The following is a 17,296-nucleotide window of genomic DNA, read 5'->3' on the forward strand; positions in this document are numbered from 1 at the left end:
TTCGCGTGCGGTGACGAAGGACGCCGGGCGCCGGCTCGTCACCGCACCGGCGTCGCGTCATAGTTGACCGGCACCCAGTCGTATTGCGCACCATCCCGGCGCAGGTGGCCGAGCCCGGGAAAGGCGATATGCGCGGCGCCGACGAGATAGCGCCGATCGGCGACGCGCTTCAGCGTGTCCCGTCGCGTGCGGCGGGCCGCGCCCGCATCGCTGTCGTACTGGACCGTCGCGTCGACGTCGCGCAACTGGATCGCCGCCACGTGCACGATGTCGCCCCACGCGAGCAAGCCCGCATTGCCGCTCTCGATCAGATAAGCCGTATGGCCCGGCGTATGGCCGGGCATCGGCACCGCGCGAATGCCGGGCGCGAGGGTCGCTTCGCCGCGAAACGTCTTGAAGCGGCCGGCCGCGACGTAAGGCGCGACCGCCGCCGCGGCCGCATCGAAGAACGACGCGAGGAACGCCGGCGCTTGCGCCTTGTTGGCGGGATCGAGCCAATACGCAGCCTCGACGGCGTTCACCCGAACGACGGCATTCGGAAACGTCATCGCGCCGTTCGATACGATGCCGCCCACATGATCCTTGTGCAGATGCGTGAGCAGCACTTCGTCGATCTGCCCCGGCGCGTAGCCGGCCGCGCGCAGGTCGTCGACCAGCTTGCCGCAGCAGTCGCCGTACAGCGTGCCGGCGCCCGCATCGACGAGGATCCGTTTCGATCCGGTATCGACCAGGAATGCGTTGATCGATCCCTGCACGGGCGGTTCGAGGAACGCGCGGTCGAGGTCGCGCCGGATCTCGTCCTTCGAGATGTCGCGAAACACCGTGTCGACCGGAAACGGATGGGTGCCGTCGGACAGCGCGATCACCGTGAAGTCGCCGATCTTCTGCCGATAGAAGCCGGGGGGCTGCCGGCCCGCGCCGGGGGCCGGCGCCGTGGACTGCGCTTCGGGTTGCGCATTGGCACGGGCGTCGGACGACGCCTCGGCCTGCGCGAACGCCGCGGATGCGAGCAGGCCCGCACATCCGGCCACGACGAGCAAACGGGCCGCATGCACGACGCACCCGTGCCGGAACAGGGTCTTCATATGTTCTCCGTGACGAACCGGACGCCCGCCCGGCCACGAACGGACCGACCCGAGCGACACGCGATGTGGCCGAGCTTATCGGGCGCCTTGGCGAAAATCCCGCGCGTGGCCTGAATTGTCCTGAAGACTGGTACGCGCGCGCGGCCACCACGCCGGCCGGCGCTAGAATGCGAACCGCATGCACCCGGACCTTACGACCCGCATCGAGGCGACCCCATGGACAAATTCTCCGCGCTGCGCGCCTTCGTCGAAGTCGCGGAAGCCGGCGGCTTCTCGAGCGCGGGGCGCCGGCTCGATCTCGCCGCTTCGTCGGTCGTGCGCGCGGTGGACGCGCTCGAGGCGTCGCTCGGCACCGTGCTGCTGAACCGCACGACACGGCAGGTCACGCTGACCGATGCGGGCGCCGTCTACTATGCGCGGGCGAAACGCGTGCTCGGCGAACTCGCCGATGCCGACGCGCTGGTGGCCGATCGCGGCGACGCGCCGTCCGGCCCGCTGCGCGTGTCGGTCCCGGTCGCCTACGGTGTACGCCGCATCGCGCCGCACGTCGCCGCGTTCGTCGCGCGCCATCCGAAGCTCGACCTCGACCTGCAACTGACCGACGAACGCGTCGATCTCGTGTCCGCGCGGATCGACGTCGCGATCCGGCTCGGCGACGCGGCCCCGACCGCGGAAGTCGTCGCGCGGCCGCTCGGCACGTTCCGGCGCTACGTGGTCGCGAGCCCTGCCTACCTCGACGCGCACGGCACGCCCGCGACCCCGGGCGAACTGGTCGATCACGCGTGCCTGCGCTTTCACTTCGGCGTCGACCAGCAGACGTGGACGTTCGCCGGCGCGCAACGCACGACGCAGGTCGTCGTCACCGGCCGGCTGAAATCGAATCACAGCGAGGTGCTGCGCGAGGCCGCGCTCGACGGCGCCGGCATCGCGCTGTTGCCCGACTGGCTGATCGATGCGGACCTCGAAGCAGGCCGCCTGCAGCGGCTGTTCGATCAATACGACGTGACGCCGGGCTCGGCACGCGCGGTGATCACCGCGCTGTACCTGCCGAACCAGCGCGGCTCGAAGCGCGTGAGCGCGTTCATCGATTTCGTCGAATCGCTCGCCCGCGCACAGGCCTGACACGCGCGGCGCCGCGCGACGCGTCACCAGCCGAACTTCGCTTCCATCCCGAGATAGTCGGCATTGCGTGCGCCGAGCGCGCGAATCGACGAGCCGAGCTGGAAGTGCACGGCCTCGAGCGCGAGCGCGACGTTCGCGTTCACGAGCCAGTCGACACGCGCCTGTGCATACATCCCCGTCCACGCGCCGCCCTTGCCGGCCGTGCCCGGCACCGCCGACATCCCCTGCCCGTAGATCGCGTCGGCGGTCGTCTGCCGCCACTGGAAGCCGACGGCGGTGAGCACCGTCACCGAGCTGGCCGGCTTGAACGTCAGCGACGGCTTCACGTGGATCAGGTTGCTGTATCCGGTATAGCCGGCCAGCGTGAAGTAATAGCCGTTCGGAAACATCGGGTTGAACGTCCCGACGCGCCGGTCGCCCGGATGCGCGTCGCCCGATGCGCCATCGACCTGGATGCCGACGCGCGGCGTGCCGGCCGTCTTCGCGAACGTGTAGCCGCCCAGCGCGCCGAACGCCCACGCGCCGACCGTGTCCTGCCCGACGTGGCCGGTCTGCAGCATCGCCTCGACGTCCCAGTCGAACCCGTCGGTCTTGCCCGCGTAGCGCATGTCGAACACGTCGCGCCGCTCGGTGCCGGAGGCATCCGGATAGCGCGCGTTGTCGCGCGTATAGCGCGACCAGTACGCGGACAGATCGCCGGGCCCCGTGCCGGTGCGCTCGACGCGCACGCCGTCGAACCGCAGGTGCCGGTTCGACACGTCGTCGAACACGGCCGCATTGCGATACTGCACCGGCCGCGTCACATAGCCGATCAAGCGCCATTTGCCGATTTCGTAATCGGTCCACAGTCCGTCGTACGCCTGCCGCACGTTCGGGCCGTCGCGCACCGACACGAAGCGCTGCAAGTCGAACGCCATCTCCTGCCGGCCGACCCGCGTCTTGAACGTGCCGGGCCCCAGTTGATCGACGTACGCGACGAACGCCTGTTCGAGGTCGAGCTGATCCTTGTCGACCGGGCCGACCGTGTCCTTGCCGAACGGCCGCGCATCGACGAACTGCACGAACGCCTGGAAATGCCCGCGATAGCGCAGGTCCGCATGCACGTTCGCGCGCTGGATCACGTAGTTGTCGTCGTGCGCGGCGCCGAGGCCGAACAGCGGCGCGTTGTTCAGTTCGAAGCGCTCGCGCAGGTTGGCGCCGAGCGACAGGTAGGTCGACGGGTCGTCGCCGAGCCGTATGTATTTCAGCGCGTCGAACGGCTTGCGCGGCACGCACGGATTCGCGAGCACCGACCAGTCTTCCTGCCAGCGGTTGAACGACACCGTCGGGCGCTTCGCGGTGCACGCCGCCGCGGCGGCGGCCGGCGACGCGGCCGCGCCGGCCGCCGCCACATTGGCATCGACAGCGGCATCGGCGCCGACGGCCGACCCCGCGTGCAACGCGGCGCCGCCCGCCAGCACGACGCACGGCAGCGCACCGCGCCACGATCGCTTCATCGGCCGGCGCACCGTCATTTCGACCGCGCGTGGATTTCGGCGACGTAGCCGCCCGGGAACTGCACGAGCGCCGCGTCGCGGCCGTCCGACTTGAACGGCGGCACGAGCACCGTCACGCCCGCGGCTTCGGCCTGCTTCAGCGTCGCGGCGAGATCGGCCACTTCGTAGCCCGTCATTTCGCGCCCGAACGGGTAAGGCAGGTGGCCGTCGGTCGCGAGCACGGTCATCTTGCCGAAGCCCGACTCGATGCGAATGCGGCGGTACGTGTCGTTCGGCCGGCCGATCTCGATGCCCGGCGCATGGCGCACGTCGGACACGATCTTGCCATGCGAGAACGCGGCGAAATCGCGTGCGAGCTTGCTCGCGCTTTGCGGCGATACGTACACGCGGTTCTCCGGCACCGTCTGCAGCGGGTCGTAGTTCGGCGCCTGCGTGTGCCAGTACAGCTGCATGTTCACGCCGCCCGGCCAACGGACGATCGCGTCGCGGCCGATCGGGTCGGGGAACGTCGTCACGACGATGTCCGCGCCATGCGCGCGCGCCGACTTCACCGCGACGTCCATGTCGGTGACGAGATAGCCGGTGCGTTCCTCGCAGAACGGATACGGGATCGGCGTCTTGAAGCCGAACACCGAGATCGTGCCGACCGGCGTCAGCACGAGTTGCGACATCGTCTGGCTCGGCGTCGGCGTGACCTGGAACACGCCCTGCTTCGACTTCTTGCCGCCGAACGTCGCGACGAAGCTGTCCGTGAAGCGGTCGAAGTCTTCGGGTGCGACGCACACGTGGGTCGTGTCGTATTGCGGGCCGACCGCAATCGCGGGGGAGCGCGCCGCGGCGGCCGGCGACGCGATGTCGTCGAGGTGGGTTTCGTCGGCGAGTGCCGGCGCGCCGGCCAGCAGCGCGGCGAGCACGGCCGACGACGCGGCGGTGATGCGCAGCATGTTGCGCAGATTCAGTGAACTCATCGGTTTTCTCCTTGATGGTGACGCGCGCGGCGTGGCGCCGCGCGCGGATTCGGATTCAGCGGAAGGCAAGCCACTCATCCAGGCGGCCCGGACGGCAGGCGAGAAACACGCGCCGCGAGCGGCGGCGTGCGGCTCCCTGCCGGGGCGTTGCAAGCGGTATGCACGCGATATCAGATCGCCCAGCACGAACAGCCGAACGCGCCCCAGAAGCCCTTCGCGTCCGACGTCGGCAACGCGCTGGCCCATGCGCTCGCGTGCGCATGCTGGTGAAGGTTGCATTCGTTCGCGCAGCCGCACATCGCGGCGGCCGCCGCACGTTGCAGCGGCGCGCCGCTACGCTGCGTCGCGCCCCAGCCGCCATAGCCGCCGAACTCGCGCACCGGCGACCAGTCCGGCATCGCCGGCGGGATCGGCGCGTCGTGCGACGCGAACGGCCCCGCGCCCCACACGATCTTCCCGTCGACCACCGTCAACAACGCGGTCGTGGCGGCGATATCGTCCTCCGCGCACCCGAAGAAATCGCGATCCGGGACGACCAGGTCGGCAAGCTGCCCCACCGCGATCCGGCCTTTCTTGCCTTCCTCGTTCGAGAACCACGTCACGTACTCGGTCCACATCCGCAGCGCGGTTTCGCGATCGAGCAGGTTGCGCTGCGGATACATGCGCATGCCGCCCACCGTCTTGCCCGTCACGAGCCACGCGAGCGACACCCACGGGTTGTACGATGCGACGCGCGTCGCGTCGGTGCCGGCCGATACCTTGAGCCCCTTCGCGAGCATCTTCGCGACCGGCGGCGTCGCCTCGGCGGCCTGCGCGCCGTAGCGTTCGACAAAGTATTCGCCCTGGTACGCCATCCGGTGCTGAACCGCGATGCCGCCGCCGAGCGCGGCGATCCGGTCCATCGATTTTTCGGTGATCGTTTCCGCGTGATCGAAGAACCAGTTCAGCCCGTCGAGCGGGATGTCCTCGTTGACCTTCTCGAACACGTCGAGCGCGCGGCTGATGGTTTCGTCGTAGGTCGCGTGCATGCGCCACGGCCAGCGGTTTTCCGCGAGCACGCGCACGACGCCTTCGAGGTCGTCCTCCATCTGCGCGGGCAGGTCCGGACGCGCGACGCGGAAATCTTCGAAGTCGGCCGCGGAAAACGCCAGCATCTCGCCCGCGCCGTTGTTGCGGAAGTAGTCGGTGCCGTCGTGGTACTTGACGCTCTTCGTCCAGTTCACGAAGTCTTCCTTCTCCGCGTTCGGCTTCTGCGTGAACAGGTTGTACGCGATCCGGATCGTCATCTCGCCCGCGTCGTGCAGCTTGCGGATCACTTCGTAATCGTCGGGATAATTCTGCGAGCCGCCGCCCGCGTCGATCACGCCCGTCACGCCGAGCCGGTTCAGCTCGCGCATGAAATGACGCGTCGAGTTGTACTGATATTCGAACGGCAGCTTCGGGCCCTTCGCGAGCGTCGCGTAAAGGATCGTCGCGTTCGGGTTCGCGAGCAGCAGGCCGGTCGGGTTGCCGGCGGCATCGCGCAGGATGGTGCCGCCCGGCGGCTCCGGCGTGTCCTTCGTATAGCCGACGACACGCAGCGCGGCCGCGTTCAGCAACGCGCGATCGTACAGGTGCAGGATGAACACCGGCGTGTCCGGCGCGACTGCATTGAGTTCGTCGATCGTCGGCAGCCGCTTCTCCACGAACTGGTGTTCGGTGAAGCCGCCGACCACGCGCACCCACTGCGGCGCGGGCGTCACGGCGACCTGACGCTTGAGCATCTCCATCGCGACCGCGAGCGACGGCACGCCGTCCCAGCGCAGTTCCATGTTGTAGTTCAGTCCGCCGCGAATCACGTGGCAGTGGTTGTCGATCAGGCCCGGCAGCACGCCGCGGCCGCCGAGATCGATCGTCTTCGTCGCGCGGCCCGCGAGCGGCATGACGTCCGCGTCGCTGCCGACGGCGACGAAGCGGCCGGCGGCAATCGCGACTGCCGTGGCGACGGGGTTCGTGCGGTCGAGCGTCGTGAATCGTCCGTTATGCAGGATCAGATCCGGTTGGGTCACGGTTGCGGTCATGTGCATCACCTCTTGTTGATCAGAAGCCAAACAGCTGTTTCACGGTGGGTAAGGCTTGCACGCCGATCAGCATGCCGAGCAACCCGACCAGCGCAATCAGCGGCGGTGCGGGAGAGCGAACCTTGATGGCGCTGTAAATCACACCGATCAGCAGGCCCGCACCAAGGGAAACCAGATAAGGTTCCATGCGATAAATCTCCCGGACAAATTCAAATGCAGGCGCAGTGTTTCGAACGGCATGCCGCGGGCGGCATTCGTGTTTCGGTCACGTCCGCCGCCCGCGGCAAGGGAGCCCATGCGGCGCGTTCGCATCGAACCCGCCGCACCGGCATCGGCCGTTACAGGCCGTCAGCGCTTACTTCGCCGGAACGGGCGCGATCGACTCGTGCGGCGTCGCGGTGCGCTGCGGCGCCTTGTGGAGCATCGTGTACGCGTAGTCCACGCCCATCCCGTACGCGCCCGAATGCTCCTTCGCGATCGCCATCACCGCGTCGTACGTCTCGCGGCGCGCCCAGTCGCGCTGCCATTCGAGCAGCACCTGCTGCCACGTGACCGGCACCACGCCGGCCTGCACCATGCGCTGCATCGCGATATCGTGCGCCGCCTGCGTCGTGCCGCCCGATGCGTCGGCGACCATGTAGATCTCGTAGTCGCCTTCCAGCATCGCGCACAGCGCGAACGTCGTGTTGCAGACTTCGGTCCACAGGCCCGACACGACCACTTTCTTGCGGCCGTTCGCGGCCAGCGCGTCGCGCACCTTCTGGTCGTCCCACGAGTTCATCGACGTGCGTTCGAGCGTCTTCTGGTTCGGGAACACGTCGAGCAGCTCGGGATAGGTGTGACCCGAGAAGCTCTCGCTTTCGACCGTCGTGATCGTCGTCGGGATGTTGAAGACCTTCGCGGCCTTCGCGAGGCCGATGACGTTGTTCTTCAGCGTCTGGCGATCGATCGACTGCACGCCGAACGCCATTTGCGGCTGCTGGTCGATGAAGATCAGCTGGCTGTTGTGCGGGGTAAGTACTTCAAGCTTGGGGTTGCTCATGATGGTGATGTCCTTTGACGCGGAGAAAGATGAGGCTTGCCTGGCCGACGCATCCGCGCGGCGTCCGATGCGCGGTGTCGGAAGCGTCGGCAGCCGGCCTGCGTCATTCAATACGCGAATGCGCGACCGCACCAGTTAATTGTTCTGATTCTCGCCACGCGCTGAATTCAGACTGAAAAGATCTGAATTTCATTGAATGCGCTGACGACGAACGCGCAGACCTGATAGGCTGGCCCAACACTTTCGGATCGACGCCAGCCCGGTATTCATCCGTATTTCTAACGGCCGTCACTCCATTCCACATCCATGAAACCGTACATTGCTTCACTTCTCGCCGGCATCCTCGCCGGCGTCGTTTACGCGCTGATCGGCGTGCAATCGCCGGCGCCGCCCGCCGTCGCCCTGGTCGGCCTGCTCGGCATTCTGGCCGGCGAGCAGATTCTTCCCGTGGTGCGCCGGATGTTCGACGGCATCCGCCCGGGAACCGCGTGGCGCGACGCGAAGTGCAGCCAGCACATGTTCGGCGCACTGCCCGGCGCGCACGCGGATGCTGCCGTGAAGCGCCGCGAATCGACGCCGACGTGACAGGCGGATGTCGAGCGCATGCGGCGGCGGCCCGACGGTTGGCGCACATGCGTGCGTGTCTCGGTACGTCGGACGACGAACCGTTTTGAACCGTACTGGATTCAGCGTCGCTCGACGGCGCGACATCGGCTGATGCCCTTGCCGTAGCGGAACTCGTGATGAAGCTGTCATTCGAAGCACTCGAGGCACTGGACGCGATCGACCGCACCGGTACGTTTGCCGACGCGGCGGAGTTGGTGCACCGCGTGCCGTCCGCACTGACATACGTCGTACAGAAGCTCGAGAACGATCTCGGCGTCGCGTTGTTCGATCGCAGCGGGCGTCGCGCGAAGCTCACGCGCGCGGGTCGCGTCGTCGTCGAGGAAGGCCGCCGCCTCCTTCATGCCGCCGAACAACTCGAACGGAAGGCGCAGCGTGCGCAGCAAGGTTGGGAAACCGAGGTCCGCGTCTGCATCGCCGAGATACTGCCCTTCGACATGATGTGGCCATACGTCCACGCGTTCTACGATCTTGAAATGGACACGCGGCTGCGACTCTCCACCGAAGTGCTCGGCGGCACCTGGGATGCGCTGATTTCGCGGCGGGCCGACCTGATCGTCGGCGCGGCCGGCGAGCCGCCGGAACTGCCGGACATCGTGGCGCAGCCCATCGGCACGCTCCGGCACGTATTCGCGGTCGCCCCTACCCATCCGCTCGCTGCGCTGCCCGAACCGCTGTCGATGGCGTCGATCGTCGCGTATCGCGGCGCGGTGATCTCCGACACGTCCCGTGAACTTCAGCCGCAGTCGGTCGCGCTTGACGCCGGCCAACCGTATCTCGCGGTGCCGACGCTCGCCGCGAAACTGGCCGCGCAATGCGAAGGACTCGCGGTGGGTACGCTCCCGGACTGCATCGCGGCGCCCGCGATCGCGCAAGGCAGGCTCGTCGCGCGGGAAGTCACCGGCATGCGCGACACGACCCATTGCCATATCGCGTGGCGTGCCGACGAAGCCGGGCACGCACTACGCTGGTGGGTCGACCAGCTCGGTCACCACGACCTCGTCGACCGGTTCACCGCGCTCGCGTGACGCCGCGCTTTCCGCAAACAGTCGAGCGGTCTCGCGCTTGCCGGCCTGCATCCAGCCGTTCTCGAAATCAGCGTTGAAGGAAACGAAGAAACGCGGAGCGGCTTCGCCGCCGCTCCGGTCGCGCACGCAGCCGACGCCGCGCGCGGAATCGGCGTTCAGCGCGACGCGGACGGCTCGCCGGCTCGGCCGGATCGCCAGGTGAGGAAACCGAGCGCCGCGAGCGGCAGCGCCAGCGCCCAGAATCCGGCGTACAGGTAGGCGCTCGCCCCGGCGCCCGCGCCGAGCGCGAACCCGACCACCGGCGGCAGCGTGCGTCGCAGCCGCGCGCGCGCGGCTTCCCGTTCGGCCGGCGCGGCGATCGGCACGAGCCAGTCGAATGCATCGATGACCGCTTGCGTGACGTTGCCGGTCATCACGGTGTTCGCGACGACGGTGCGCGCGGTCAGCCGGCCGTGCGCGTTCTGCACGCCCATCGCCGCCGCACCGAGCAGCCCGCAGACGATCGTCGCGGGCGCATCGGCGCTGCCGATCGGCGACGCCGCGACGCCCGCGAGCATGAATCCGGCCAGCAGGATCGTCTGCAGCGCGTACAGCGAGCGCGCCCGCGGGCCATGCCCGCGCACGCGCATCCGGTGATCGAGCAGGCGGGCGGCCACGATTCCCGCGATGAATGCCGGAAACGCGAGCCACTTGATCATGAGGCCCTGACCGACACCGGCGAGGCCCGAGCCGATCAGGATGAAGTTGCCGGTAACGTGTGCGGTAAAGAGCCCGAACAGCGCGACGAAGCCGAGCGTGTCGACATAACCGGCGATCGACGCGAGGAACACGTCCTCGCCGCGCACGTGATCGGGGGCCGCCGTGCCCGCTGCCGTTACTTGCGCGGGCTGCATGTCGTGGCTTCCGCGGTTGTGTCGGCGGTGTCCGCATCGCGGACCTGTGCGGCGGGCGATGGCACGCGCCCGAGAGGGGGCAGGAAGCCGACTGCGATGCCGGCTCCCGGCGAGATCAGATGAGGCATGGTCCATTCCGGTTGCGCCGCGAGCCGGGCCGACAGGATGACGCCCGGCCCGTGCGGCGGTTCTGAAGCAAGATTAGGGAACGCCGGCCTGAAAGTCATGGCGGCGAGCTGAATTTTCCTGAAAGCGCCGAACGGCCCACGGCTCTGCACGGTGCCCGCCTGCGTGGCCGGCCGCGCCGGGGCGCGCGTTGCCATCTTTCGATCGACAAGGGCAGAATGGCCGCATTCAGGAGCCGACGCATGACCGAAGCCAAGCGCAATGCCGCACCCCGCACGCGCGGGACGACCGTCGACGCCACCGCCGGCCCGTCGGGCCGCCGCCTCACGCCCGAAGCGCGCGAGCGCCAGATCGTCGAAAAAGCGGTCGAGCACTTCGCGACCCACGGGTTTTCCGGCAGCACGCGCGAACTTGCGCGACAGATTGGCGTCACGCAACCGCTGCTCTACCGGTATTTCCCGAGCAAGCAAGCGCTGATCGACCGCGTGTACGACGAGGTCTACACGTGGAATCCCGACTGGGAAAAACTGATCGCCGATCGCTCGGTGCCGCTGCAGCAGCGACTCGTCGCGTTCTACCGGTCGTATGCGCAGACGATCCTGCGGCGCGAATGAATCCGCACGTTCATCTTCGCGGGGCTCAGCCGCGAAGGCTTCAACACGCGCTATCTTTCGCGGCTGCGCGAACGCGTGTTCCTGCCGGTGCTGCGTGAACTCCACCACGCGTACGACATCGCGACGCCGGGTTCGGAAGCGCAGCGCAACGCGGAAATCGAGCTCGTATGGAGCCTGCACGCGAGTATCTTCTATCTCGGCGTGCGCAAGTGGGTATACGGGCTGCCGATCCCCGACGATCTCGACGCGGAAATCGAACGGCAGATCGACGCGTTCCTCAACGGCACGCCGGCCGCGCTCGAGCGTGTCGCGTCCGCCGCGGCCGCGAAGCGCCCGCGCCGCAGGTGAGGCAGCGGCGCCGCGCACGGGCCGCACTTGGGCCGGTTCAGAACGATTCAGCCGCGACGCACGTCGCCTGCCCTATGCTCGGACAGCATCGGACGCGTGCCATATCGCGCACCGCCCGCAGAACCAGGATTCCCACATGACGACCGACACGCTTGCACCGACCCATCACACCGTTACGGCGAACGGCATCCGCCAGCACGTCATCGATGCCGGCGCGGGCCCCGTCGTCGTGCTGCTGCACGGCTTCCCCGAAACCAGCTTCGCGTGGCGCTTCCAGATTCCGGCGCTCGCGCGGCACTATCGCGTGATCGTGCCCGACCTGCGCGGCTACGGCGAAACCGACAAGCCCGCGGCCGGCTACGACAAGCGCAACATGGCGCGCGATCTCGCCGCGCTGCTCGATGCGCTCGGCATCGAGCGCATCGCGCTCGTCGGGCACGATCGCGGCGCACGCGTCGCGACGCGTTTCGCGAAGGACTTCCCCGAACGCGTCGACCGGCTCGTCGTCATGGACAACGTGCCGACGCGCATCGTCGCGCAGAACATGACCGCGCAAACCGCGCGCGCGTACTGGTTTTTCCTGTTCCATCAGGTGCCCGACCTGCCGGAGGCGCTGATCGCCGGCAAGGAGGCCGAATGGCTCAGCTACTTTTTCGCCGACTGGTGCTACAACCCGCACGCGATCTCGGGCGATGCATTCGACACGTACGTGCGCGCGTATCGGCGTCCGGGCGCCGTGCGCGGCGCGCTGGCCGACTATCGCGCGAACGCGGAAGACGTGCGGCAGGACCTCGTCGATGCGGATGTCAGGATCGCGTGCCCGACCATGGCGATCTGGGGCGAGGATTTCTACGCGGTCGGCAAGATGTTCGACATGAAGGCCGTGTGGGAAGGCATGGCGACCCATCTCCGTGCCGAGCCGATCGCGCAGTGCGGACATCTGCCGCACGAGGAGCAGCCCGAGCGCGTAAACGCGCTGCTGCTCGATTTCCTGCGCGGCTGGGCCGGCTGACGCAACGCCCGCCGCACGCGGCATCATCGAGGGAACATCGGATGGAACACGGAACGGGCCGCAAGGCCGTCATCGCCGGCGGATCGGTCGGCGGGCTGTTCGCGGCGACTGCGCTGCGCGCGGCCGGCTGGGACGTCCGCGTCTTCGAGCAATCGCCGCACGCACTCGACAGCCGCGGCGGCGGCATCGTGCTGCAACCGCCGATCGAGCGCGCGTTCGCGTTCGGCGGCGTGGCGCTGCCGCGCGACGCGGGCGTCGATTCGGTCGACCGCATCTACGTCGACGCGCAGGACCGGATCGTGCAGCGCTTCGCGATGCCGCAGACGCAGACCGCGTGGAACGCGATCTACACGGCGCTCAAGCGTGCGCTGCCGGCCGAAATCATCCACGCCGGCGACGCGTTCGAGCGGTTCGAGCAGGACGGCGAGCGGATCGTCGCGCATTTCGCGAGCGGCCGCGCCGAGACGGCCGATCTGCTGATCGGCGCGGACGGCGGCCGCTCGACCGTGCGCGCGCAGTTGCTGCCCGACGTGCAGCCGACGTATGCGGGCTATGTCGCGTGGCGCGGGCTCGTCGACGAACGCGCGCTGCCCGAGCAGGTGCTGGTGATGCTGCGCGAACGCTTCACGTTCCAGCAAGGCGACCGGCACCTGTTCCTGACCTATCTGGTGCCCGGCGCCGACGGCACGACCGAACCGGGCGGGCGGCGCGTGAACTGGGTGTGGTACCGGCGGCTCGCGTCCGAGCGGCTGCCGTCGCTGTTCCTGGCGCGCGACGGCACGCAGCGCGACGGGTCGCTGCCGCCCGGCGCGATGCGCGACGACAACCGCGCGGAACTCGTCGACGCCGCCGACCGGATGCTCGCGCCGACGCTCGCCGCGCTCGTCGATGCGACCCCCGCGCCGTTCGCGCAGTCGATCGTCGATCTCGCGGCCGCACGCATGGCCTTCGGCCGCGCTGTGCTGCTCGGCGACGCCGCGTGCATCGTGCGTCCGCACACGGCGGCGGGCGTCGCGAAAGCGGCGGACAACGCGGTCGATCTCGCCGAAGCGTTGCACGACGTCGCACGCGGCGCCGCGTTCGACGCCGCGCTCGCGGGCTGGGACGCGCGTCAGCGGGCGGCCAGCGCGTTGTTGTCCGCGCGCGGGATCGCGCTCGGCGCGCGGCTGATGGGCGCGGCGTGACGGCTCGCCGCGCGGAGGTCGACTGCCGCGCGGTGCGGATCGAAGTCGGGATTGAGCGCGCGCAGCACGCTGGCGCACCCGCCATCGTCATCGGGCAGTTGCGGCTGCCCGCGCGCGAAAGCCGGGGCCGCGGCCGCCGCGAGCCATGCGGCGGCCGCCAGCCCCATCGCGCACGTCGATATGGCGGCCCGCTTCATTGCGCGCTCGCGGTCGACACGGCGGCCGACGTCATGGCCATTGCCGTGTGGCTGTCGCCATGGGCGATCGCATACAGCTCGCGATTGCGCGCAATCGTCTGCGTGCTCGGCGGATAGTCCCAGTTCGACGTCGGCAGCGTACCGTCGCGTTCCGCCTGAATCAGCTCGGCGCGCACGTCGGCGCGCGTGACCGTATGGTCGGCGGTTTGCGCGAATGCGACGACCGGTGCGCTCAGCGCACAGGAAAGCAGGACTGCACGAATCAGTTTGTTCATGACCTTCACCTCTCAAAGATGGCGTGTTCGCGTCCGCAGATCAGGCCGGACATCCGCTCCGCATCGATGCGATGAGGAGTGGTGTCCATTCTGCGATTCGCGCGCTTTCCGGAAGGTGAGGCTTCGATTACGGTCTTGTCATCTGACGCGGCCCGGCCGCTCGGCCGTGTCGGTCAGCGCGCAGCGGTTTCCGGATTGCGCACGCTGCCCAGAAACCGCGTCAACTCCACCGTCCGCGGCCGCTCGAAGATCTCCTCGGCCGTCCCGCTCTCCCACACGCGCCCCTGGTGCATGAACACGATCCGGTCGCTCACCGCCCGCGCGAAGTTCATCTCGTGCGTGACCATGATCAGCGTCATGTCCTCGCGCGCGAGCTGCTCGACCACGCCCAGCACCTCGCCGACGAGTTCCGGATCGAGCGCGGACGTGATTTCGTCGCACAGCAGCACGCTCGGCTTCATCGCGAGCGCCCGCGCGATCGCGACACGCTGCTGCTGGCCGCCCGACAGCTGTTCCGGAAACGCGTCGAACTTGTCGCCGAGGCCGACGCGCTCGAGCATCAGCTCCGCGATCGCGCGCGCCTGCTGGCGGTGCGACTTCTTCACCACCGACTGCGCGAGCATCACGTTCTGTCCGGCGCTCAGGTGCGGGAACAGGTTGTATTGCTGGAACACCATGCCGACCTTCAGCCGCAGCGCACGCAAGTCCGCATGCCGTGCATCGACGCGTTCGCCGTCGACCGAGATCGTGCCCGCGTCGATGCTCTCGAGCCCGTTGAGCGTGCGCAGCAGCGTGCTCTTGCCCGAGCCGCTGCGGCCGATGATCGACACAACCTGCCCGCGCTCGACGGAGAAATCGATGCCCTTGAGCACATGATGGGTGCCGAAGTTCTTTTCGAGACCCCGGGTTTCAACGAGCGGCATGCCATCTCCTTTGCAACGTGCGCGCATAACGGGTAAGCGGATAACAGAGCGCGAAATAGATCAGCGCGACGAGGCCATACACGACGAACGGCCGGAACGTCGCGTTCGAGATCGCGATGCCGGCCTTCGTCAGCTCGGTGAAGCCGATGATCGACACCAGCGCCGTATCCTTCACGGCCTGCACGCCGAAGCCGACCGTCGGCCCGATCGCGATGCGCGCGGCCTGCGGCAGGATCACGTGACGCAACTGCTCGACATAACTCATCGCCAGGCTGGCCGATGCCTCCCACTGCCCTTTCGGCACCGCCTCGACACAGCCTCGCCAGATCTCGGCCAGATACGCGCTGGTGAAGAACGTGAGCCCCGCCGTGGCCGCGACCCACGGCGAAACGTCGAGCCCGACGAGCGGCAGGCCGAAGAACACGATGAATAGTTGCATCAGCAACGGCGTGCCCTGGAACACTTCGATGTAGAGCTTCGCGACGCCGCGCAGCACCGTCGAATTCGACACGCGCATCACGAGCAGCCCGAGGCCGACGAGGCCGCCGGACACGAACGACACGATCGACAGCACGATCGTCCAGCGCGCCGCCAGCAGCAGGTTCGCGAGAATCTGCCCGAACGTGAAATCGGTCATCGCGCACCTCGCACGCGGCGGGAGAACAGGCGGCGGCCCATCGCGCCGAGCGTCGCGCGCATCAGCAGCGCCATCGCCAGATACGCGAGCGTGATCACGAAGTACGTCTCGAACGCGCGGAAGTTGCGCGACTGGATGTAGCTGGCCGCATAGGTCAGATCGGCCACCGAGATCTGCGATACGACCGCCGACCCGAGCATCGTGATCACGATCTGGCTCGACAGCGCGGGAAACACCTTGGCGAGCGCCTGCGGCAGCACCACGTGGCGCAGCATCTGCGCGCGCGACATCGCCAGCGCGGACGCCGCCTCCAGATGCCCTTTCGGCACGGCGGCCACGCCCGCGCGCACGATCTCGACCGAGTACGCGCCGAGGTTGAGCGTCATCGCGAGGATCGCGGCCGTGTATTCGTCGATGTGCACGCCGAGCGCCGGCAGGCCGAAGAAGATGAAGAACAGCTGGACGACGAACGGCGTATTGCGAATTGCCTCGACGTACGCGCCGATCAGCGGGCGCAACCGCACGGCCGCGCGCGCGTCGGCGCTGTACGCGGCCGCGCCGAGCACGCCGACGGTCACGCCGAGCACGGTCGCAACCGCGGTCAGCGCGAGCGTGATCGCCGCGCCGCTCGCGAACACGCCGGCGTACTCGGCAAGCTCGCCGAATTGAAGCTGGTAGCTCATGGGAACGGAATGAATTCGGGTTCGGACAACGACACGCGCCGCGCCGGCCATGCCGGCCGCGGCGGCGTGTCACGCGACACGGCGCTTCGTCACAGTCCGGCCGGCAACGGCTGGCCGAGCCACTTGCGCGACATTTCGCCCAGCGCGCCGTCCTGCTTCGCATGCGCGATCGCATCGTCGATCTTCGCGAGCAGGCGCGGTTCGTTCTTGTTGACGCCGACGAAGCACGGCGAATTCTTGATCACGAACTTGACCTCGGGGCGGCGCGGCGGATTCTTCGCGAGAATCGCCGCCGCGACGATGTTGCCGGCCGCGATCAGTTGGACCTGCCCCGACAGGAACGCCTGGATCGTCGCGTTGTTGTCCTCGAAGCGCTTGATCGTCGCGTTCGGCGCGAGCTGCGACAGCGCGATCTCCTCGAGCGCGCCGCGCGTCGCGCCGACCGTCTTGCCGGTCAGGTCGGCGGGCCCGCTCACCTTCACGTCGGACGGCCCGAACACGCCCTGGAAATACGGGGCGTACGCGGTCGAGAAGTCGATGACCTTCTCGCGCTCCGGCGTCTTGCCGAGCGACGAAATCACCATGTCGACCTTGTTGGTCGTCAGGTACGGAATCCGGTTCGCACTGTTCACGGGCACCAGCTTCAGCTTGACGCCGAGCGCCTTGGCGAGGAGTCCTGCCATGTCGATGTCGTAGCCCTGCGGCTGCATGTCCGTGCCGACCGAACCGAACGGCGGATAGTCCTCGGGCACCGCGACGCGCAGCGTGCCGTTTTTCGCGATGGTGTCGAGCGCATCGGCATGAGCCGGCGCGGCGGCGAACAGCGCGATCACGGGGGCGGCGAGCAGCGCAGCCAGCCAGGTGCGTCGGGGGAACGGTCGGGTCGTCGGGCTCACGGTGAATCTTCCTTGTCTGGTATGTCGTCGGGCAGCGCAACGATTGCGCGGCCGACACCACTCCAGCAAAAACCGGGCCATCG

General features: G+C 68.2%; 18 protein-coding genes and 1 pseudogene. 6 read left to right on the forward strand and 13 right to left on the reverse strand.

Features of this window, described 5'->3' with window-relative positions; all coding sequences use genetic code 11:
- Nucleotides 1–38: 38 nt before the first annotated feature.
- On the reverse strand, nucleotides 39–1,085 hold the full coding sequence (locus AC3IFE_RS29300; RefSeq protein WP_489193674.1) for an MBL fold metallo-hydrolase: 1,047 nt from the start codon (nucleotides 1,083–1,085) through the stop codon (nucleotides 39–41).
- 216 nt (nucleotides 1,086–1,301) lie between these two features.
- Here AC3IFE_RS29300 and AC3IFE_RS29305 point away from each other — a divergent pair, with 216 nt between their 5' ends.
- Nucleotides 1,302–2,207 carry a LysR family transcriptional regulator gene (locus AC3IFE_RS29305; protein WP_489193675.1) on the forward strand — a complete coding sequence of 302 codons (906 nt, stop codon included), beginning with the start codon at nucleotides 1,302–1,304 and terminating at the stop codon, nucleotides 2,205–2,207.
- A gap of 23 nt (nucleotides 2,208–2,230) precedes the next feature.
- Here AC3IFE_RS29305 and AC3IFE_RS29310 read toward each other — a convergent pair whose 3' ends face one another.
- The 5 genes from AC3IFE_RS29310 to AC3IFE_RS29330 all read right to left on the reverse strand — a co-directional run bounded on the left by AC3IFE_RS29310 (nucleotide 2,231) and on the right by AC3IFE_RS29330 (nucleotide 7,773).
- Nucleotides 2,231–3,703 (reverse strand): alginate export family protein, encoded by a 1,473-nt coding sequence (locus AC3IFE_RS29310; RefSeq protein WP_489193677.1) that lies wholly within the window; start codon nucleotides 3,701–3,703, stop codon nucleotides 2,231–2,233.
- Nucleotides 3,704–3,717: 14 nt separating this feature from the next.
- Complete coding sequence (locus AC3IFE_RS29315) at nucleotides 3,718–4,671, reverse strand: VOC family protein (RefSeq protein ID WP_089471100.1); 954 nt, start codon at nucleotides 4,669–4,671, stop codon at nucleotides 3,718–3,720.
- Nucleotides 4,672–4,841: 170 nt separating this feature from the next.
- Nucleotides 4,842–6,731 carry an amidohydrolase gene (locus AC3IFE_RS29320; protein WP_089471676.1) on the reverse strand — a complete coding sequence of 630 codons (1,890 nt, stop codon included), beginning with the start codon at nucleotides 6,729–6,731 and terminating at the stop codon, nucleotides 4,842–4,844.
- 19 nt (nucleotides 6,732–6,750) lie between these two features.
- Nucleotides 6,751–6,918 (reverse strand): DUF1427 family protein, encoded by a 168-nt coding sequence (locus tag AC3IFE_RS29325; RefSeq protein WP_014725963.1) that lies wholly within the window; start codon nucleotides 6,916–6,918, stop codon nucleotides 6,751–6,753.
- Nucleotides 6,919–7,086: 168 nt separating this feature from the next.
- Nucleotides 7,087–7,773, reverse strand: coding sequence for a hydrolase (locus AC3IFE_RS29330; RefSeq protein ID WP_301736789.1), 687 nt, complete (start codon nucleotides 7,771–7,773; stop codon nucleotides 7,087–7,089).
- Between the two features lie 306 nt (nucleotides 7,774–8,079).
- On the opposite strand from AC3IFE_RS29330, the gene AC3IFE_RS29335 reads away from it, so the two are divergent.
- Nucleotides 8,080–8,358: a XapX domain-containing protein gene (locus AC3IFE_RS29335; RefSeq protein ID WP_301736788.1), complete on the forward strand. Its 279-nt coding sequence runs from the start codon at nucleotides 8,080–8,082 to the stop codon at nucleotides 8,356–8,358.
- 158 nt (nucleotides 8,359–8,516) lie between these two features.
- Nucleotides 8,517–9,425: a LysR family transcriptional regulator gene (locus tag AC3IFE_RS29340; protein WP_301736786.1), complete on the forward strand. Its 909-nt coding sequence runs from the start codon at nucleotides 8,517–8,519 to the stop codon at nucleotides 9,423–9,425.
- 155 nt (nucleotides 9,426–9,580) lie between these two features.
- Here AC3IFE_RS29340 and AC3IFE_RS29345 read toward each other — a convergent pair whose 3' ends face one another.
- Complete coding sequence (locus AC3IFE_RS29345; protein ID WP_301736784.1) at nucleotides 9,581–10,318, reverse strand: YoaK family protein; 738 nt, start codon at nucleotides 10,316–10,318, stop codon at nucleotides 9,581–9,583.
- Nucleotides 10,300–10,641: a hypothetical protein gene (locus AC3IFE_RS29350; protein ID WP_489193682.1), complete on the reverse strand. Its 342-nt coding sequence runs from the start codon at nucleotides 10,639–10,641 to the stop codon at nucleotides 10,300–10,302. Before AC3IFE_RS29350 ends, AC3IFE_RS29345 begins: the two co-directional genes overlap by 19 nt.
- A gap of 45 nt (nucleotides 10,642–10,686) precedes the next feature.
- On the opposite strand from AC3IFE_RS29350, the pseudogene AC3IFE_RS29355 reads away from it, so the two are divergent.
- The 3 genes and pseudogenes from AC3IFE_RS29355 to AC3IFE_RS29365 all read left to right on the forward strand — a co-directional run bounded on the left by AC3IFE_RS29355 (nucleotide 10,687) and on the right by AC3IFE_RS29365 (nucleotide 13,602).
- Nucleotides 10,687–11,406: pseudogene (locus AC3IFE_RS29355) on the forward strand (TetR/AcrR family transcriptional regulator).
- 136 nt (nucleotides 11,407–11,542) lie between these two features.
- On the forward strand, nucleotides 11,543–12,418 hold the full coding sequence (locus tag AC3IFE_RS29360; protein WP_301736781.1) for an alpha/beta fold hydrolase: 876 nt from the start codon (nucleotides 11,543–11,545) through the stop codon (nucleotides 12,416–12,418).
- Nucleotides 12,419–12,459: 41 nt separating this feature from the next.
- Complete coding sequence (locus AC3IFE_RS29365) at nucleotides 12,460–13,602, forward strand: FAD binding domain-containing protein (RefSeq protein ID WP_489193685.1); 1,143 nt, start codon at nucleotides 12,460–12,462, stop codon at nucleotides 13,600–13,602.
- 193 nt (nucleotides 13,603–13,795) lie between these two features.
- On the opposite strand, the gene AC3IFE_RS29370 is transcribed toward AC3IFE_RS29365, so the two are convergent.
- The 5 genes from AC3IFE_RS29370 to AC3IFE_RS29390 form a co-directional block, all read right to left on the reverse strand.
- On the reverse strand, nucleotides 13,796–14,074 hold the full coding sequence (locus AC3IFE_RS29370; RefSeq protein ID WP_089471675.1) for a DUF4148 domain-containing protein: 279 nt from the start codon (nucleotides 14,072–14,074) through the stop codon (nucleotides 13,796–13,798).
- 173 nt (nucleotides 14,075–14,247) lie between these two features.
- A complete protein-coding gene (locus tag AC3IFE_RS29375; RefSeq protein WP_301736775.1) occupies nucleotides 14,248–14,997 on the reverse strand; it encodes an amino acid ABC transporter ATP-binding protein in 750 nt (249 codons plus the stop codon).
- Nucleotides 14,984–15,634: an amino acid ABC transporter permease gene (locus AC3IFE_RS29380; protein ID WP_089471090.1), complete on the reverse strand. Its 651-nt coding sequence runs from the start codon at nucleotides 15,632–15,634 to the stop codon at nucleotides 14,984–14,986. Before AC3IFE_RS29380 ends, AC3IFE_RS29375 begins: the two co-directional genes overlap by 14 nt.
- Nucleotides 15,631–16,317 (reverse strand): amino acid ABC transporter permease, encoded by a 687-nt coding sequence (locus tag AC3IFE_RS29385; RefSeq protein ID WP_089471089.1) that lies wholly within the window; start codon nucleotides 16,315–16,317, stop codon nucleotides 15,631–15,633. Before AC3IFE_RS29385 ends, AC3IFE_RS29380 begins: the two co-directional genes overlap by 4 nt.
- Nucleotides 16,318–16,406: 89 nt before the next feature.
- On the reverse strand, nucleotides 16,407–17,213 hold the full coding sequence (locus tag AC3IFE_RS29390; protein WP_089471088.1) for a transporter substrate-binding domain-containing protein: 807 nt from the start codon (nucleotides 17,211–17,213) through the stop codon (nucleotides 16,407–16,409).
- Nucleotides 17,214–17,296: the final 83 nt, after the last annotated feature.

It is taken from the genome of Burkholderia sp. APQ4-4ca, assembly GCF_057837105.1.

What these genes read in the sequence shown, in the direction of transcription:
- AC3IFE_RS29300 (WP_489193674.1), bottom strand. Translation starts at nt 1,085, where the DNA reads ATGAAGACCCTGTTCCGGCACGGGTGCGTCGTGCATGCGGCCCGTTTG.
- AC3IFE_RS29305 (WP_489193675.1), top strand. Translation starts at nt 1,302, where the DNA reads ATGGACAAATTCTCCGCGCTGCGCGCCTTCGTCGAAGTCGCGGAAGCC.
- AC3IFE_RS29310 (WP_489193677.1), bottom strand. Translation starts at nt 3,703, where the DNA reads ATGAAGCGATCGTGGCGCGGTGCGCTGCCGTGCGTCGTGCTGGCGGGC.
- AC3IFE_RS29315 (WP_089471100.1), bottom strand. Translation starts at nt 4,671, where the DNA reads ATGAGTTCACTGAATCTGCGCAACATGCTGCGCATCACCGCCGCGTCG.
- AC3IFE_RS29320 (WP_089471676.1), bottom strand. Translation starts at nt 6,731, where the DNA reads ATGACCGCAACCGTGACCCAACCGGATCTGATCCTGCATAACGGACGA.
- AC3IFE_RS29325 (WP_014725963.1), bottom strand. Translation starts at nt 6,918, where the DNA reads ATGGAACCTTATCTGGTTTCCCTTGGTGCGGGCCTGCTGATCGGTGTG.
- AC3IFE_RS29330 (WP_301736789.1), bottom strand. Translation starts at nt 7,773, where the DNA reads ATGAGCAACCCCAAGCTTGAAGTACTTACCCCGCACAACAGCCAGCTG.
- AC3IFE_RS29335 (WP_301736788.1), top strand. Translation starts at nt 8,080, where the DNA reads ATGAAACCGTACATTGCTTCACTTCTCGCCGGCATCCTCGCCGGCGTC.
- AC3IFE_RS29340 (WP_301736786.1), top strand. Translation starts at nt 8,517, where the DNA reads ATGAAGCTGTCATTCGAAGCACTCGAGGCACTGGACGCGATCGACCGC.
- AC3IFE_RS29345 (WP_301736784.1), bottom strand. Translation starts at nt 10,318, where the DNA reads ATGCAGCCCGCGCAAGTAACGGCAGCGGGCACGGCGGCCCCCGATCAC.
- AC3IFE_RS29350 (WP_489193682.1), bottom strand. Translation starts at nt 10,641, where the DNA reads ATGGCAACGCGCGCCCCGGCGCGGCCGGCCACGCAGGCGGGCACCGTG.
- AC3IFE_RS29360 (WP_301736781.1), top strand. Translation starts at nt 11,543, where the DNA reads ATGACGACCGACACGCTTGCACCGACCCATCACACCGTTACGGCGAAC.
- AC3IFE_RS29365 (WP_489193685.1), top strand. Translation starts at nt 12,460, where the DNA reads ATGGAACACGGAACGGGCCGCAAGGCCGTCATCGCCGGCGGATCGGTC.
- AC3IFE_RS29370 (WP_089471675.1), bottom strand. Translation starts at nt 14,074, where the DNA reads ATGAACAAACTGATTCGTGCAGTCCTGCTTTCCTGTGCGCTGAGCGCA.
- AC3IFE_RS29375 (WP_301736775.1), bottom strand. Translation starts at nt 14,997, where the DNA reads ATGCCGCTCGTTGAAACCCGGGGTCTCGAAAAGAACTTCGGCACCCAT.
- AC3IFE_RS29380 (WP_089471090.1), bottom strand. Translation starts at nt 15,634, where the DNA reads ATGACCGATTTCACGTTCGGGCAGATTCTCGCGAACCTGCTGCTGGCG.
- AC3IFE_RS29385 (WP_089471089.1), bottom strand. Translation starts at nt 16,317, where the DNA reads ATGAGCTACCAGCTTCAATTCGGCGAGCTTGCCGAGTACGCCGGCGTG.